The sequence below is a fragment of the Streptomyces sp. NPDC021100 genome, assembly GCF_044333095.1.
Taxonomy (GTDB): Bacteria; Actinomycetota; Actinomycetes; order Streptomycetales; family Streptomycetaceae; genus Streptomyces.
Window position 1 is genome coordinate 144,122 of record NZ_JBIRQH010000003.1, and the last position, 12,602, is coordinate 156,723.

Genomic DNA, 12,602 nt, shown 5'->3' on the forward strand with positions numbered 1-12,602 from the left:
GTTGGGGTCACCGTGCACGCGATCTACGCGACCGCGCGCACGGGAGGTGCTCCCCTGCCACCGCCGCCCGCCCCCGCGTGGGAGGCACATTCCGGGCGGGCGGCGGGGTCTGTGATGTAGAGGGGGCGGCGGTGTGCGCCCCGTCGGCGCTTCCCGCCGGCGGGTTCGGCAACGCGGACGACGATGGGCGACTGCCAGCAGTAGCAGCGGTAACTCTCGCCCGGGTGGGTCGGCGGGTCCACGAGCCATCGTCGGGCGCTCGGCATGGATGCCCACACCGCTGTGAGCCCGAGCAGGGCGACGGTCCCCGAGATGATGATCGCGAGCAGGACGAGCGGGTTCTCGAAGGTGCTCACGCCGCCTCCCCGTACGCGAGGGTGAACTGCACTCGCTTGCCGATGTCAGTCGGGACGGTTCGCAGGTCGCTGGTGTGCGCCCGGATCAAGGTCAGACCCCGCCCGTGATCCTCGCGCCACGAGGGGAGCGGCCGGGGCGGCGGAAGCCACGCGGGCCGATCATCGTCTACCCACACGGTGACGGACGTCGAGCCGACGACAACCTCGACCGTGATGCGGTCGACCCGGGTGTGCAGGCAGGCATTCGTTACTGCCTCGGAGGCGCACAGGCGCGCCTGATCGACGATCTCGCCGTGCCCGAAGGCCACCAGGAGCATGGCGAGCCAGTCTCGGACGATCTTCGGTGTGGTCGCGGCGCGGGGCGCCGTCATGCGGTAGCTGCCCCCGTCCTCGGGCGGACGGACAGCGGGTAAGGCGTTTGTGGTCATCTCGTCGTCTCCCAACGCGGTTGAGCTCGCGCTGCCCGCCATGCGTGGCGATGGCCGCTCCCGGGTGACTGCACGTCAAGGCGCGTGTCAGCGGCTGCACTTCGGTCTTACTGGCGTGCGACGCGGTGCTGCCAGGACCATAGGGTAAAAGGTTGGACCGGTACAACCCTGTACCCCCAAGAACCTCTGCGGGTGGACCCGTGACGCCGCAACCGGCAAACTCAGGTAGGACAAGGGGAAGGGACACATGCCGCCGAGGGACAATCCGACCGCCCGACAGATCCGCTTGGGCTCTGAGCTGCGGAAGCTCCGCGAACGGGCCGGCCTGACCGCACGAGACGCCGGCGGGTTGCTCTCCACCGACGCAGCCAGGATCAGCAACATCGAGGCGGGCCGCCTCGGCATCAGCGAGGAGCGCATTCGCCGGTTGTTCACGTTCTACCAATGCGACGACGACGCGCTGCTCTCCGCCCTGTGCGTCATCGCTGGAGAGCGGCGAGGTACGCACTGGTGGGACGAATACCGCGGGATTCTTGCCCCCGGGTTCCTCGATATCGCCGAACTCGAACACCACTCCCCGAAGCTCCGATGCCTGCAACCGATGACGTTCCCTGGCGTCTTGCAGACCGAGGAGTACGCGCGAGCGCTGTTCGCCGGCGTCATCCCCCAGGTACCAAGGGACGAGGTAGACGCCCGAGTCGAGCACCGCATGAAGCGCCGCGCGATTTTCGACCGCGACACGCCGCCGCGGTTCGAGGCGATCGTGCACGAGGCTGCACTGCGAATGCGGGTCGGCGGTCGGAAGGTGGCCCGAGCGCAGCTTGAACACCTGCTGCAAGCGTCCGAGCAGGAATGGATCACGCTCCGGGTGATCCCCTTCACGGCCGACGACTTCATCGAGGTCACACAGACCGTGATGTACGCGGCCGGCGCGGTCCCGCAGCTCGACACCGTCCATATCGACACACCTTTCGGCGGTCGCTTCTTGGACACAGCCGCGGACCTCGACCGGTACAGAGCCCTGCTCGACTTCGCCGAGCAGACCTCACTCGACCCCGACGAGTCGCGCAGCTTCATTCACCACATCGCAAGAGAACTGTGAGAGATCAGGAATGAACAGCGAATTCACTTGGCAGAAGTCGAGCTTTTCCGGAGGCGGCGGCGAGCAGTGCCTGCACGTCGCCGCAGGGCCCGACGGTGCGATCCTGCTCTGCGAGAGCGACGAGCCGACGAACATCATCACCACGTCACCCGAGAAGCTCGCAGCGTTCATCAAGGGCGTGAAGAACGGCGAGTTCGACCACTTCGTCAACTAGGGACGCCTGCTCGCTCGGCGCCGCCGCGTCGACAACCCCCCACCTGACCAGGGCCGGGGGGTTTTTGCATATGCCAGTCTGCATGTTTGTACCGGTCCACCCTTGCAACCCTCATCTGCGTGGCGCTACGGTCTCCCTGCGTTACCACGGTGAGGCGGATTCACTACCCCACACCGTGCCTGACGTGCCCTAACTCTGCCTGCCGTTAGGCACGTTGGGCGAGGGTCTCCCCAGTGTTGCACCATGCCTGCCGTTCCAACCATGGCCCGGCAGCGAGCAGCCAAGACGCCGCGGCAGGGAGGTACGAATGCAGGCATTACCCCCTCACCCCGCTTACGTGGGTGCAAGGTTGCAAGCGGGAGCGCGCCACGGCCCGGCCGCCGCCGTGAGCGTCATAGCGCAAGGATTCCTGCTCACCACCGTGCGGCACTCATCACAGACCAGGTACGACGCCCAACCGGTCAAGCCGCCCCGCGCCCACCCCACCGCGTCTGGGGCGATACGAGCGATGCGGATCGAGATCCGCTCGGCGCATGTGTTCGGCATGACTCCCAGGGAAACAGCGCGGGCGGTCGAGTGGGCGGAATCCGGGTGGCTCTACGCCCTCGGACTTCTCAACTCGGGTCACCACGCCGGGTTCACCGTGGTATTCGGGAGCGGGACCGTCGCCGAATGGACGGTGCGCCCCTTGCGGTACCTCGAACTGCGAACGGCTGACGACCTCTCTCGCCATGTCGAACGCTCCCATCCTCGACCGGAATTGAGCTCATGAGTACGACGATCATCACGGAACACCCGGCGTGGCTGACCACCGACGAGGGCGAGCGTGCCCGCCTCGTCGAGCACCAGGGCGCCGCGTGGCTCGCCACCTGGAGCGACAAGGCCCGACACCTGGCTCTGTGGCCTCTCATGGGTGACGCCGCCGCCGAGCAGCCCCCCGTCGCCTACACCTCGTCGATCGAGCTGCCGGCCGCGCCCGACGGCGCCGAGCCGCTGCTCGACGAGCTCGTGTCTCTCGGCACCGTGGCTCGGCTCAACAATCCCTCGCTGTGGGACGCGATCGTTACCGCACTGCTGCGGCAGGTCGTGACCGCAGGGCAGGCCCGGAAGCGGCACCACAGCCTCTACGCCGCGTACGGGCGCAGCTTCACCACGGCCGCCGGCGAGCTCGCCCTCGTCCCGACCCCCGAGACCCTGCTGCAACTCTCCGACGAGGGGTACGCCGCCGTGGGGTGCAAGTTCAACACCAGCGCCCTGCGCGCCGCCGCCGAGGCATACCTCGATTGCGGCGAGAAGTGGGCGACCCTCGACGCCGAGAGCCTGATCAAAGAGCTCGTCGAGGTCCCCCGTATCGGCCCGTGGACGGCGGCAGCAGCCGCGGCCGACTACACGGGCGATTTCTCGATCTACCCGCACGGCGACCTCGCCGTGCGCACGTGGGCCGGCAAAGCGGCTCCCGGGCTCACCTTCCCGAGTTCCGACCGCGAGTTCGAGGCGCTTTGGCGCCGATGGGCGCCGTCCCGGTCCCACCTGCACGCCCTGACCCTGTTCACACTCACCTGGGGGAGCCATGACCTTAACGGCCACGGAGGACAACCGCACCGCCCCTGATCTGATCGCCGGCGCCGACCCCGACCGGGTGCTCGACGCCCTATTCGTGAACGCTCCGCTCCGCGACTACACGCTGCGGCCCCGCATGAACGACTACACCCTGCCGGTGCTCGGCATGGCGTACATCGCTACGTACGCGCAGCAGGCCGGGTTCAACGTCGGCGTACTGGACGCCGAGGCTCACGGGCTCGGCATCGACGCGACCGCCCGCCTAATCAACAAGGTACGGCCCCGATGGGTGGGCATGAACCTGCTCGCCCCCACGTACGAGATGTCGGCCCGGATCGCCGCCGAGATCGACGACGGGATCGCCCTCATGGTCGGCGGACACCACGCCAAGGCCATGCCCGGCCGCATCCTCGCCGACCCCCGAATGCGCGCCCTGCGCGCCCTGGTGATCGGCGAGGGCGAGACCCGCGTCGCCGCGCTGCTCGCCGACGAACGCCGTCGCGCCGACCTGCCCGGGGTCATGTGGCGCGACCGCATCCTCGGCACGCACGCCGCCGGGATCGCGCAGGGTGACACGGCTAAATGGCTGAGCCCCGATATCGACGCCCTGCCGCTGGTGAACCGCGAGTTCCTGCCCCAAGACCCGTACATCGCGGACGACGGCCGGACCGAGGCGAACATCGTCGGTGCGCGGGGGTGCCCTTACGACTGCACGTTCTGCGGCGCCGCGGTCTCGGCAAACCCTGACGTCAAGATCAGGACCCGCACACCCGAGGGCATCGTCGCCGAGCTCGACCACCTGCACGACACTTACGGGACCACCGCATACCGATTCGTCGACGACCTGTTCCTCGGCGCCAAACGCGTGATCGTCCCCCAGATGGAAGCCTTCACCCGCCACAAGATCGGCGACCGGTACGTGTGGGACGCAACGGGCCGTATCAACGTTCTCGACCGCCTCGACGACACCATGCTCGACACACTCAAGACCAACGGGCTGCGCGAGGTCGCCCTCGGCATCGAGTCGGGCAGCGACCGCGTGCTCGCCGGCATGGACAAGCGAATCACGGCCGAGATGACCGAGCGCGTCGCCGGCCGCCTGCTCGAACGCGGCATCGGCGTGAAGGGCTATTTCATCCTCGGCTACCCCGGGGAGGAGCAGGAAGACCTCGACGCCACCGTGCGCCACATTCACAATCTGTGGACGATCGCCGACCGGCAAACAGGCGCCCGATTCCGAGCGTCCGTGTTCGAGTTCCGGCCCTACCCCGGTACTCCGGTCTGGAACACGCTCACCGAGGCCGGACACGACCCCGACGCCCTGCTCGCGTACTCCGACGTCGACCTCACCGCGGACGGCGCCAACGAGTCCATGCGCGCCCGCGACGAGTTCAATTTCACCGTGGGCATCCAGTTCGGCACGGTCCCCCTCCCCAAGCTGCGCGCAACCCTCGCCAAGCTCACCCGCGAGCAGCACGACCGCAACCGGATGGGGATCGCAGCATGAGCCCGCACGCCGGCGTGTTCCTCTCCCTCGACGGACCGAGCGGGGTCGGCAAATCCACCACGGCCGCCGAGCTCGGCCGCCTGCTCGCGCACCAGGGCGCCACGGTCCACCGGACGACCGAACCCTCGACGAGTGAGCTCGGCGAGTTCACCCGAGCCAAGGCGAACCACATCCACGGACGGGCCCTCGCCTGCCTCGTCGCCGCGAACCGGTACGAGCACATCGACGTCGAGCTCGCTCCGCTCCTCAAGGACGGCTGCACCGTCGTCTGCGACCGGTACCTCGCGTCGAGTCTCGTACTCCAGCGGCTCGACGGCGTACCCGAACCGTTCGTGCTCGCACTGAACCGGCACGTCCTACTGCCCGACCTCGCCGTAATCCTCACCGCAGACCCCGAGAGCATCGCGGCCCGCATCGCCAAGCGCGGGAAGCGCCACCGTTTCCACGACGACCCCAACGGCCCGGCCCGCGAGTTCGAGCTCTACCGCGAGGCAGCACAGACCTTGATGACCCTCGGCGTCGAGGTGCTCGTGCTCGACACCACCGACGCCACCCCTACGGACGTAGCGAAGCGAATCGCCGACGCCGTACCCCCGCCCAGGGGTAGCGTCGAAAGTCCCAACCGGCCCGACGACCCCACGGTGAACTCATGAACGCGGCAGCACCTGCAACCCCCGTGATCGACACGCACGTGATCCTGCGCGACGGCGACAAGATCCTGCTGTCGCAGCGCGGCGGACCGTACGGCTACGGCCGGTGGCACGCCCCCTCGGGCAAGCTCGACGCCGGCGAGCCGCTCACCGTGGGCGCGGCGCGCGAGCTGCGCGAGGAAACCGGCGTCAAGGTCGATCCTGCGCACCTGCGGCTCGTGCACATCGTGCACCACAAGCAGAGCCCCGAGGTCGAGCGGATCGGTCTCTTCTTCGAGGCCACCGAGTGGGACGGCGAGCCGGTGAACCGCGAGCCCGAGAAGTGCCTCGATCTGCGGTGGTGGACCGTTCACGAGCTGCCCGAGGACATCATCGAGTACCCCGCCGCCGGCCTGTTCGGCTACCTGCGAGGCGACGCACAGGCCCTCACCGAACACGGCTGGTAGGTCCGGAACGCACTCCGCCCGCCGAGCGCAGTACGCGCTCGGCGGGCGGAGTCGTGTTCAGCGGCGAGCGCCGGTCAGGCGTCGAGCACCTGACCCTCGCGCTTGACGACCGGCGGCTCGGTCGACCACGGGAACTCGATCCAGTCGTCGGTCTTCTTCCACACGTACTCGCACTTCACGAGGCTGTGCGACTTTTCGTAGATCACGGCCGAGCGGACCTCGGCGACGTGGCCGAGGCAAAAGTCGTGCACGAGCTTGAGCGTCTTGCCCGTGTCGGCGACGTCGTCGGCGATCAGCACCTTTTTATCGGTGAAATCGATCGCTTCCGGCACAGGGGCCAACATAACGGGCATTTCAAGAGTGGTGCCCACTCCTGTGTAAAATTCAACATTCACGAGGTGAATGTTTTTGCAGTCGAGCGCGTACGCCAGACCACCCGCCACGAACACGCCGCCGCGGGCGATGCTCAGGATGATGTCGGGCTCGTACCCATCGTCGGCGATCGTCTGCGCGAGCTCGCGCACCGCCCGGCCAAAGCCCTCGTAGTTCAGCGTTTCGCGTACGTCAGTCACAGCGTTCAGTGTCCTTCGCAGCCCTCAGAGCCGCACTCGGGGTGATTCAGATACGGCCGGCCGGACGGCGAGCGCCGGCACATCGAGCAGCGGCAGCAGGGCGACGCGTGGACCTGCGGGAAACCCCGCCACGCACCCGACCGTGTGATTTACTCGGGACAACCAACGTCATCCCGAGTTCGCCCCGGTGATGGCTACACCGGGCCTTGCGCGGCATCTCCAGCGTCGAACCCACACCGGTGTAGAACTCGACGTTCACCAGGTGGATGTTCTTGCAGTCCAGCGCGTAGGCGAGGCCGCCGGCGACGAAGACGCCGCCGCGCGCGATGGACAGGATGATGTCGGGCTCGTAGCCGTCGTCCGCGACGGTCTGGGCCAGCTCCCGGATGGCCTGCCCGAAGATCGGGTAGGTCAGGTTCTCGCGGATGTCACTCACTTGCTCTTCGCCCTGTTCCCTGGTCGTCGGACCTGCGCGACTGCGCGGTCAGACCTGCGTGCGATGGAAATTCTGGAAGGACCGCGACGGCGTCGGACCGCGCTGGCCCTGGTAGCGGGAACCGTGCTTCGCGGACCCGTACGGGTGCTCGACCGGCGACGTCAGCCGGAACATGCACAGCTGCCCGATCTTCATGCCCGGCCAGAGCTTGATCGGGAGCGTCGCCATGTTCGACAGCTCCAGCGTCACATGGCCGGAGAACCCCGGGTCGATGAAACCCGCGGTCGAGTGCGTCAGCAGGCCGAGCCGGCCCAGGCTGGACTTGCCCTCCAGCCGCGAGGCGATGTCCCCGGGCAGCGTGATGACCTCGTACGTCGAGGCCAGCACGAACTCGCCGGGGTGCAGGATGAACGCCTCGTCCCCCTCCGGCACCACCTCACGGGTGAGGTCCGCCTGCTCCACGGCGGGGTCGATGTGCGGGTACCGGTGGTTCTCGAACACCCGGAAGTAACGGTCGAGGCGCACATCGATACTCGACGGCTGCACCATCGATGCGTCGTACGGATCGATCCGCACCCGGCCGGCGTCGATCTCGGTCCGGATGTCCTTGTCTGAGAGAAGCACGGGTCGAGGATACGCGGAGAAGAAGGACGACGCGGGCCCGGTCCTGACCGGACCGGGCCCGCGTTGCCGCTCAGCGCGCGGCGATCACCGCTTCTGCTGCCCCACCGGCACCGAGTGCCGCAGCCGCGCGCAGCGCGGACAGCGCAGCAGACGGCCGGGACCGATCCGGCCGGGACCGAGGTTCTGCATCGGGAACGAAGCGGTGCTGAACACGTGCCCCTCGGCACAACGGACGACGGTGCGCTCCATCGAGTCCCTTTCCCCATGGACGTGAAAGACAAAAGCCACATTAGGGGATGTATGGGACGCGCTCGCGCGCGGCACTCCCACCACCCCCAGGGCCGACCACCGCGCCCCACGGTACGCCCCAACTCCCGCACCCCACGCCCCCGTCCTCACCCCTTCCACACCACCCCCGCAAACGAAAAAGCCCCCTGCGGCACGTGCGCCGAGGGGCTCGAATGGGGTACAGTGTGCGACGATGCGACGCCCTGATGGGGCGTCCTCGCGGGCGTAGTTTAATGGTAGAACATGAGCTTCCCAAGCTCAGAGCGCGAGTTCGATTCTCGTCGCCCGCTCCATACGAAAGGCCCAGGTCACCGACCTGGGCCTTGTTCGTTGTCTGGACCACACTAGGCGTTCCGTGCCCGATGCGTGCCCGATCGCTTCTGATCACGGACCGCCGTGGCTTTCAGTCGCTCGGCGCGGACGTGCGCGTCGATACCGTCGGCCACTACCTGCTGCCGCTCCATGTCCGAGTGCTGATAGATCAGCGCGGCGCGCTCCGAGGACTGGCCGGCGCGCACCATCGTGTCCTTGAGCGTCGCGCCCGATCGTGTCGAGAGTGTATGCCCGGTGTGCCGCAGATCGTAGAACCGGAAGTCGTCCGGCAGCCCCACCGCCGCCCGCGCCTTACGCCACTTCCGCCCGAACGTGGACCTCCGGAACGGCTTGCCTCGCTCCCCTACGAACAACAGACCGTCCGCTTCCTTCTCCGCGTACCAGGCGAGATGCCGCACCAGGTCGACCGCCATGAACTTCGGCAGGACGAGGAAGCGCTTCCCGGCGGCCGACTTGGTGTCGCCCGGTGCGCGACGGCCGGTGGTGAGTTCCGGTTCGGCTGTGCGTATCCACACCCCGACGTTTTCCACGTCCACATCCCTACGGCGCAGCGCGGCCTGTTCCTCCGGTCGAGCAGGGCCGTACGCGGCGATGTAGACCATCAACCGCCAGCGCGGCCCCATGGCGTCAGCCAAGGCGTCCACCTGCTCAACCGTTGCGGTAGGCCGTTCCTTCGCCGACTCCTTCCCACCCCCCTTGATGCGGCACGGGTTCCGGCGGATCAATTCGTCCTCCACCGCCGTTTCCATGACCGCCTTCAACAAGCGGTACGCCTTGGCCACAGTCGTAGCGGCCCCGGTCGTCTTCAACCGTTCGGCACGCCACGTCCGCACCCGTGGAGGGGTGATCTCGTCAAGGTTCATGCCCTCGAACGTCGGCAAGATGTGGAGCCGCAGCAGTCGGCGGTACAGCTCGTCCGTGGTCGGCGCGAGCCCGCGTTCTTCGACCCATTGCAGGGCGTAGACCTTGAAGTCCACCGCCCCCGCATCAGGGTCCTGCCAGTCACCCGCGCGGATCTCACTCTGGCGGTCCGCAAGCCAGTCATCCGCCTCCCGCTTCGTGCGGAAAGTACGGGGCGCCGGCCGGTCGATACCGTCGGGCCCCAAGTAGCGCGCCTGATACCGCCCGGACGGGAGCTTGCGAACCCGACCGAACGAACGCTTCTTCCCTGCCATCAGGCCACACCCCGCAGACGCCTGACTGCAGGCGCAACCGTGTGCGCCGCGATGAAGGATTCGACAACCCGCTCAGGGATGCGCACGTGCCGACCGATCTTGACGTACTCGATCCGCCGTTCCTCGATGAGCCGCCGGGGAAACCGGACCGACGTCCCCAACCGGTCGGCAACCTCTTCCACGGTCAGCAGGCGATCAGACATGCCACCACTCCCCCTCTTCGTCCGGTGCAGACCAGTCGGCAAGTGCTTCGCGGGCGGTTTCGCGGTTGGCCCGGATTTCGCGTGCGAGTTGTGCGGCGAGCCAGGACTCGCCGGGGGTGTGCCCCTGCCCGGCGTAGGTCCAGTGCGCGAGGACGAACGTGGCCCCCTCCGTGTCGTCGAGGTCCTCAGGGAGCCCTCGTTCGCGGCGTTCCTGGCGGGCGCGGTAGTCGGCGCGGACCTGACGACGTTCGCCGAGGGTGGTGGAGTAGGCCCGCGACTTGGTCATGAAGTGCCCGCGAAAGCCGAGCATGTGAGCCCAGCGCCACAGCAAGCGACCGGGATAGGCGTCGTCCAGGTACCGGCATGCCTCAATCAGCCGCCGCGTGTGCGTGGGCAGGGGCAAGCCGTCGAGTTCGGCCAGTTCCCCGATCCGGCGGTCTACGGTCTCGGTCGTCTCGGCCGCCTTGGTGGCGTACTTGGCCACGTAGGAGGCGACCGCACCATCGGTCAGTTCAACACCCTCCAGGCCGCCGATGGCTTGCACATCCACCTGGGCACCCCACCGCAGGACCCGGGCCGGGAACCCCTCGGCCGCAGGGACGGGCACGGCGACGCGGGCGGCAGCCGCTTTGATCGACGCGTCCAGGAGGGCGACCGTGGCCCACGCCGGCGGGCAGCTGTCGGCACCGTCGGGACCGTCCAGGCGGATGACCGCATGAAAGTGCACCGCCCCGCGCTTTTGGAACTCAGCCACCTTCCCGAAGGAGACCCGGCACACCTCCCGCAGAGCCGACTGGGACAGGCCCGCACGGGCGGCGATCTCCCGCCGCAGGTAGATCGTGAAGCGGCGCCACAGGTCTCCGGCATGGTTGTTCCACAGCACCGCCCCGGCATAGTCGTAGCGGTCAGAATCCAGTGCCGTGCCAAGTGCCGGATCGCCCTCCGCATGCTGGGTCCCGCAGCGGCAGCGGCCGGAGGCGGGCCGGTTGTGGACCGGACCGAAGGAGGGAGCCGTCAGCGTGGCGAAGACCCCGGGATGCTGGCGGATCTGCCGGGAGATGCCCATGCGGGGGTCGCCGGTGATCCCCGCGCGGATCAGGTGGTAGACGTCCCCGGCATAGGTCCAGGCGCACGAGGGGCAGCGGGAGGCCCGGCGGTTGCCGCAGGCGACCCGGAGCATGCCGCCCGGCTCACGCTCGGTGCTGTAGGAGTACAAGACGTCCCCGGTCCGTGCGTCGCGGGTGACGGTCTGGCCCATGAGGCGGATCGGCTGGGCACAACCGCCGGTGCGGCGGACCTGTTCTTGCCAGCGGTCGAAGCCCGGCGAGTTCGCGACCCGGAGCAAGTCGACCATGGTCATGGGGTCGGTGCCCAAGGAGGCCGCAGCATCAGCCGCAGCCTCCAGGGGAACGGGGAATACCGTCATGCGGCACCCACCAGCAACTTAGCGACGGCCTTCGCACGGGCAGGCGAGTGCACCGAGCACGGACGGAAGAACGGCGTGTCGTCGTTGAGAGGAAGGTCAACGACCCAGCCGGTGAAGCCGCCGTCAAGGGGATAGCCCTCGATGTGGCAGGCGCACAGCGGCCTTTGACCCTCACTGAAGGTCGTGCAGTAGCACGGGACGAGAGCGCCGACGAAGCCCGTCAGCGAACCATCAACGTCCAGGTCCACGAGCGTCCCAGCGCAAGACGGACAGTCGCTCGGGGCGACCGAGACCGCAGGCTGAGGGCGCGAAGCAACCAAGGTTCCAGGCATGATGGAGACTCCCTTCGAGGGAGCCGGGGTGGTGACTGCTTGGCGGTAGGACACCACTCCGGCGCGTCCAACTGGCTTGAGCCAGTGCTGGCTTAAGCCAGTTTGGAGGACGAGGACTCCGCGCGTCAAGGCACTGGCTTGAGCCAGTTGCTATGCTGCATGTATGAGCACACCCGGGACCTCCCCACAGCCGCCAGCGAGCAGGCGCATTGCGGAGGCTCTGCGCACTGCCATCGAGTCCGGGCAGCTTTCGCCCGGGGACAAATTGCCCTCGGAGCGGGCTCTGGCGGAGCAGTACAGCGCCGCCAGGAACACCGCTCGGGAGGCGATCCGACTCCTGGCCGAGCAAGGGCTGGTGACGGCACGCCACGGGCGCGGAGTGTTCGTGCGGGAGCCCCGACGACTCTTCCGGTTTGGCAGCGATCGTTATTCGCTAAAAAATCGTGAGACCGGCCTTACGCCGTTTCGACTCGAAGCCCAGAGGCAGGGCAAAGTCGCTCGCATTGACGTCGTGAGTATCGCTCAGGAAGTCCCACCGCGTGATGTCGCCGAACGACTGAACGTCTCTGCCAGCGAAGCAAGTGTGATCCATCGGGAAAACCACTACTTCGCTGATGACGAACCCGTTCAGATCGTCTCGACCTATCTCCGATGGGACGAGGCTCAAGGGACCTTGCTCATGCAGCCGAAGACCGGAAAGGACGGGATCTACGGTCGACTTGAAGAGCTGGGCCACGTCATGACCCGCGTACGCGACGAGATTAGTGCTCGGATGCCAACGCCCGAAGAGGCTTCCGTACTCGACCTCCTGCCTGGCGTCCCGGTTCTTGAAGTCCTTCATACGAGCTTGGACCAAGAGGGAGTTCCATTCGAAGTCTCTCGGTACGTGCACCGCGCGGACCAAACCGGATTGCTGTACGAACTGCCCGTCGAGTAAACGAGGAGCCCGA

At 67.5% G+C, this 12,602-nt stretch carries 16 protein-coding genes, 1 tRNA gene and 1 pseudogene; 8 read left to right on the plus strand and 10 right to left on the minus strand.

Annotation, left to right across the window (positions count from 1 at the left end; genetic code table 11):
• Positions 1-23 precede the first annotated feature (23 nt).
• Complete coding sequence (locus ACH4PU_RS07215) at positions 24-356, minus strand: hypothetical protein (protein ID WP_398267334.1); 333 nt, start codon at positions 354-356, stop codon at positions 24-26.
• Positions 353-784: an ATP-binding protein gene (locus tag ACH4PU_RS07220; protein ID WP_398267337.1), complete on the minus strand. Its 432-nt coding sequence runs from the start codon at positions 782-784 to the stop codon at positions 353-355. The genes ACH4PU_RS07215 and ACH4PU_RS07220 overlap by 4 nt, the downstream gene beginning before the upstream one ends.
• A gap of 247 nt (positions 785-1,031) precedes the next feature.
• Between ACH4PU_RS07220 and ACH4PU_RS07225 the strand changes: the two genes are divergently transcribed.
• The 6 genes from ACH4PU_RS07225 (at position 1,032) to ACH4PU_RS07250 (ending at position 6,263) form a co-directional block, all read left to right on the plus strand.
• A complete protein-coding gene (locus ACH4PU_RS07225; protein ID WP_398267340.1) occupies positions 1,032-1,886 on the plus strand; it encodes a helix-turn-helix domain-containing protein in 855 nt (284 codons plus the stop codon).
• A 10-nt stretch (positions 1,887-1,896) separates the two neighbouring features.
• Positions 1,897-2,100 (plus strand): DUF397 domain-containing protein, encoded by a 204-nt coding sequence (locus tag ACH4PU_RS07230; RefSeq protein ID WP_398267344.1) that lies wholly within the window; start codon positions 1,897-1,899, stop codon positions 2,098-2,100.
• A gap of 768 nt (positions 2,101-2,868) precedes the next feature.
• On the plus strand, positions 2,869-3,711 hold the full coding sequence (locus ACH4PU_RS07235; protein WP_398267347.1) for a hypothetical protein: 843 nt from the start codon (positions 2,869-2,871) through the stop codon (positions 3,709-3,711).
• Positions 3,671-5,167, plus strand: coding sequence for a B12-binding domain-containing radical SAM protein (locus ACH4PU_RS07240; protein ID WP_398267350.1), 1,497 nt, complete (start codon positions 3,671-3,673; stop codon positions 5,165-5,167). Before ACH4PU_RS07235 ends, ACH4PU_RS07240 begins: the two co-directional genes overlap by 41 nt.
• Positions 5,164-5,820: a dTMP kinase gene (gene tmk / locus ACH4PU_RS07245; RefSeq protein ID WP_398267353.1), complete on the plus strand. Its 657-nt coding sequence runs from the start codon at positions 5,164-5,166 to the stop codon at positions 5,818-5,820. The genes ACH4PU_RS07240 and tmk overlap by 4 nt, the downstream gene beginning before the upstream one ends.
• A complete protein-coding gene (locus tag ACH4PU_RS07250; protein ID WP_398267356.1) occupies positions 5,817-6,263 on the plus strand; it encodes an NUDIX domain-containing protein in 447 nt (148 codons plus the stop codon). Before tmk ends, ACH4PU_RS07250 begins: the two co-directional genes overlap by 4 nt.
• Before the next feature lie 74 nt (positions 6,264-6,337).
• On the opposite strand, the gene ACH4PU_RS07255 is transcribed toward ACH4PU_RS07250, so the two are convergent.
• The 4 genes and pseudogenes from ACH4PU_RS07255 to ACH4PU_RS07270 all read right to left on the minus strand — a co-directional run bounded on the left by ACH4PU_RS07255 (position 6,338) and on the right by ACH4PU_RS07270 (position 8,144).
• Positions 6,338-6,835 carry a phosphoribosyltransferase gene (locus ACH4PU_RS07255; protein WP_360633485.1) on the minus strand — a complete coding sequence of 166 codons (498 nt, stop codon included), beginning with the start codon at positions 6,833-6,835 and terminating at the stop codon, positions 6,338-6,340.
• 211 nt (positions 6,836-7,046) lie between these two features.
• Positions 7,047-7,271, minus strand: a pseudogene (locus tag ACH4PU_RS07260) (phosphoribosyltransferase); the annotation flags it as partial.
• A 48-nt stretch (positions 7,272-7,319) separates the two neighbouring features.
• Complete coding sequence (dcd, locus tag ACH4PU_RS07265; protein ID WP_004947512.1) at positions 7,320-7,895, minus strand: dCTP deaminase; 576 nt, start codon at positions 7,893-7,895, stop codon at positions 7,320-7,322.
• Positions 7,896-7,979: 84 nt separating this feature from the next.
• On the minus strand, positions 7,980-8,144 hold the full coding sequence (locus ACH4PU_RS07270; protein WP_004947509.1) for a hypothetical protein: 165 nt from the start codon (positions 8,142-8,144) through the stop codon (positions 7,980-7,982).
• A 258-nt stretch (positions 8,145-8,402) separates the two neighbouring features.
• On the opposite strand from ACH4PU_RS07270, the gene ACH4PU_RS07275 reads away from it, so the two are divergent.
• Positions 8,403-8,476, plus strand: a tRNA-Gly gene (locus ACH4PU_RS07275).
• Positions 8,477-8,527: 51 nt separating this feature from the next.
• On the opposite strand, the gene ACH4PU_RS07280 is transcribed toward ACH4PU_RS07275, so the two are convergent.
• From ACH4PU_RS07280 to ACH4PU_RS07295, 4 genes are read right to left on the minus strand one after another with little or no spacing between them, the layout of a single operon-like run.
• The gene (locus tag ACH4PU_RS07280; RefSeq protein WP_398267362.1) at positions 8,528-9,691 is read right to left on the minus strand and encodes a tyrosine-type recombinase/integrase; all 1,164 of its coding nucleotides are present in this window, start codon (positions 9,689-9,691) and stop codon (positions 8,528-8,530) included.
• Entirely contained in the window at positions 9,691-9,894 is a 204-nt protein-coding gene (locus tag ACH4PU_RS07285; RefSeq protein ID WP_398267365.1) for an excisionase family DNA-binding protein, read from the minus strand. Before ACH4PU_RS07285 ends, ACH4PU_RS07280 begins: the two co-directional genes overlap by 1 nt.
• Positions 9,887-11,320: a replication initiator protein RepSA gene (gene repSA, locus ACH4PU_RS07290; RefSeq protein ID WP_398267368.1), complete on the minus strand. Its 1,434-nt coding sequence runs from the start codon at positions 11,318-11,320 to the stop codon at positions 9,887-9,889. Before repSA ends, ACH4PU_RS07285 begins: the two co-directional genes overlap by 8 nt.
• Complete coding sequence (locus ACH4PU_RS07295) at positions 11,317-11,568, minus strand: hypothetical protein (RefSeq protein WP_398267371.1); 252 nt, start codon at positions 11,566-11,568, stop codon at positions 11,317-11,319. Before ACH4PU_RS07295 ends, repSA begins: the two co-directional genes overlap by 4 nt.
• A gap of 247 nt (positions 11,569-11,815) precedes the next feature.
• Between ACH4PU_RS07295 and ACH4PU_RS07300 the strand changes: the two genes are divergently transcribed.
• The gene (locus ACH4PU_RS07300) at positions 11,816-12,589 is read left to right on the plus strand and encodes a GntR family transcriptional regulator (RefSeq protein WP_398267374.1); all 774 of its coding nucleotides are present in this window, start codon (positions 11,816-11,818) and stop codon (positions 12,587-12,589) included.
• Positions 12,590-12,602 lie beyond the last annotated feature (13 nt).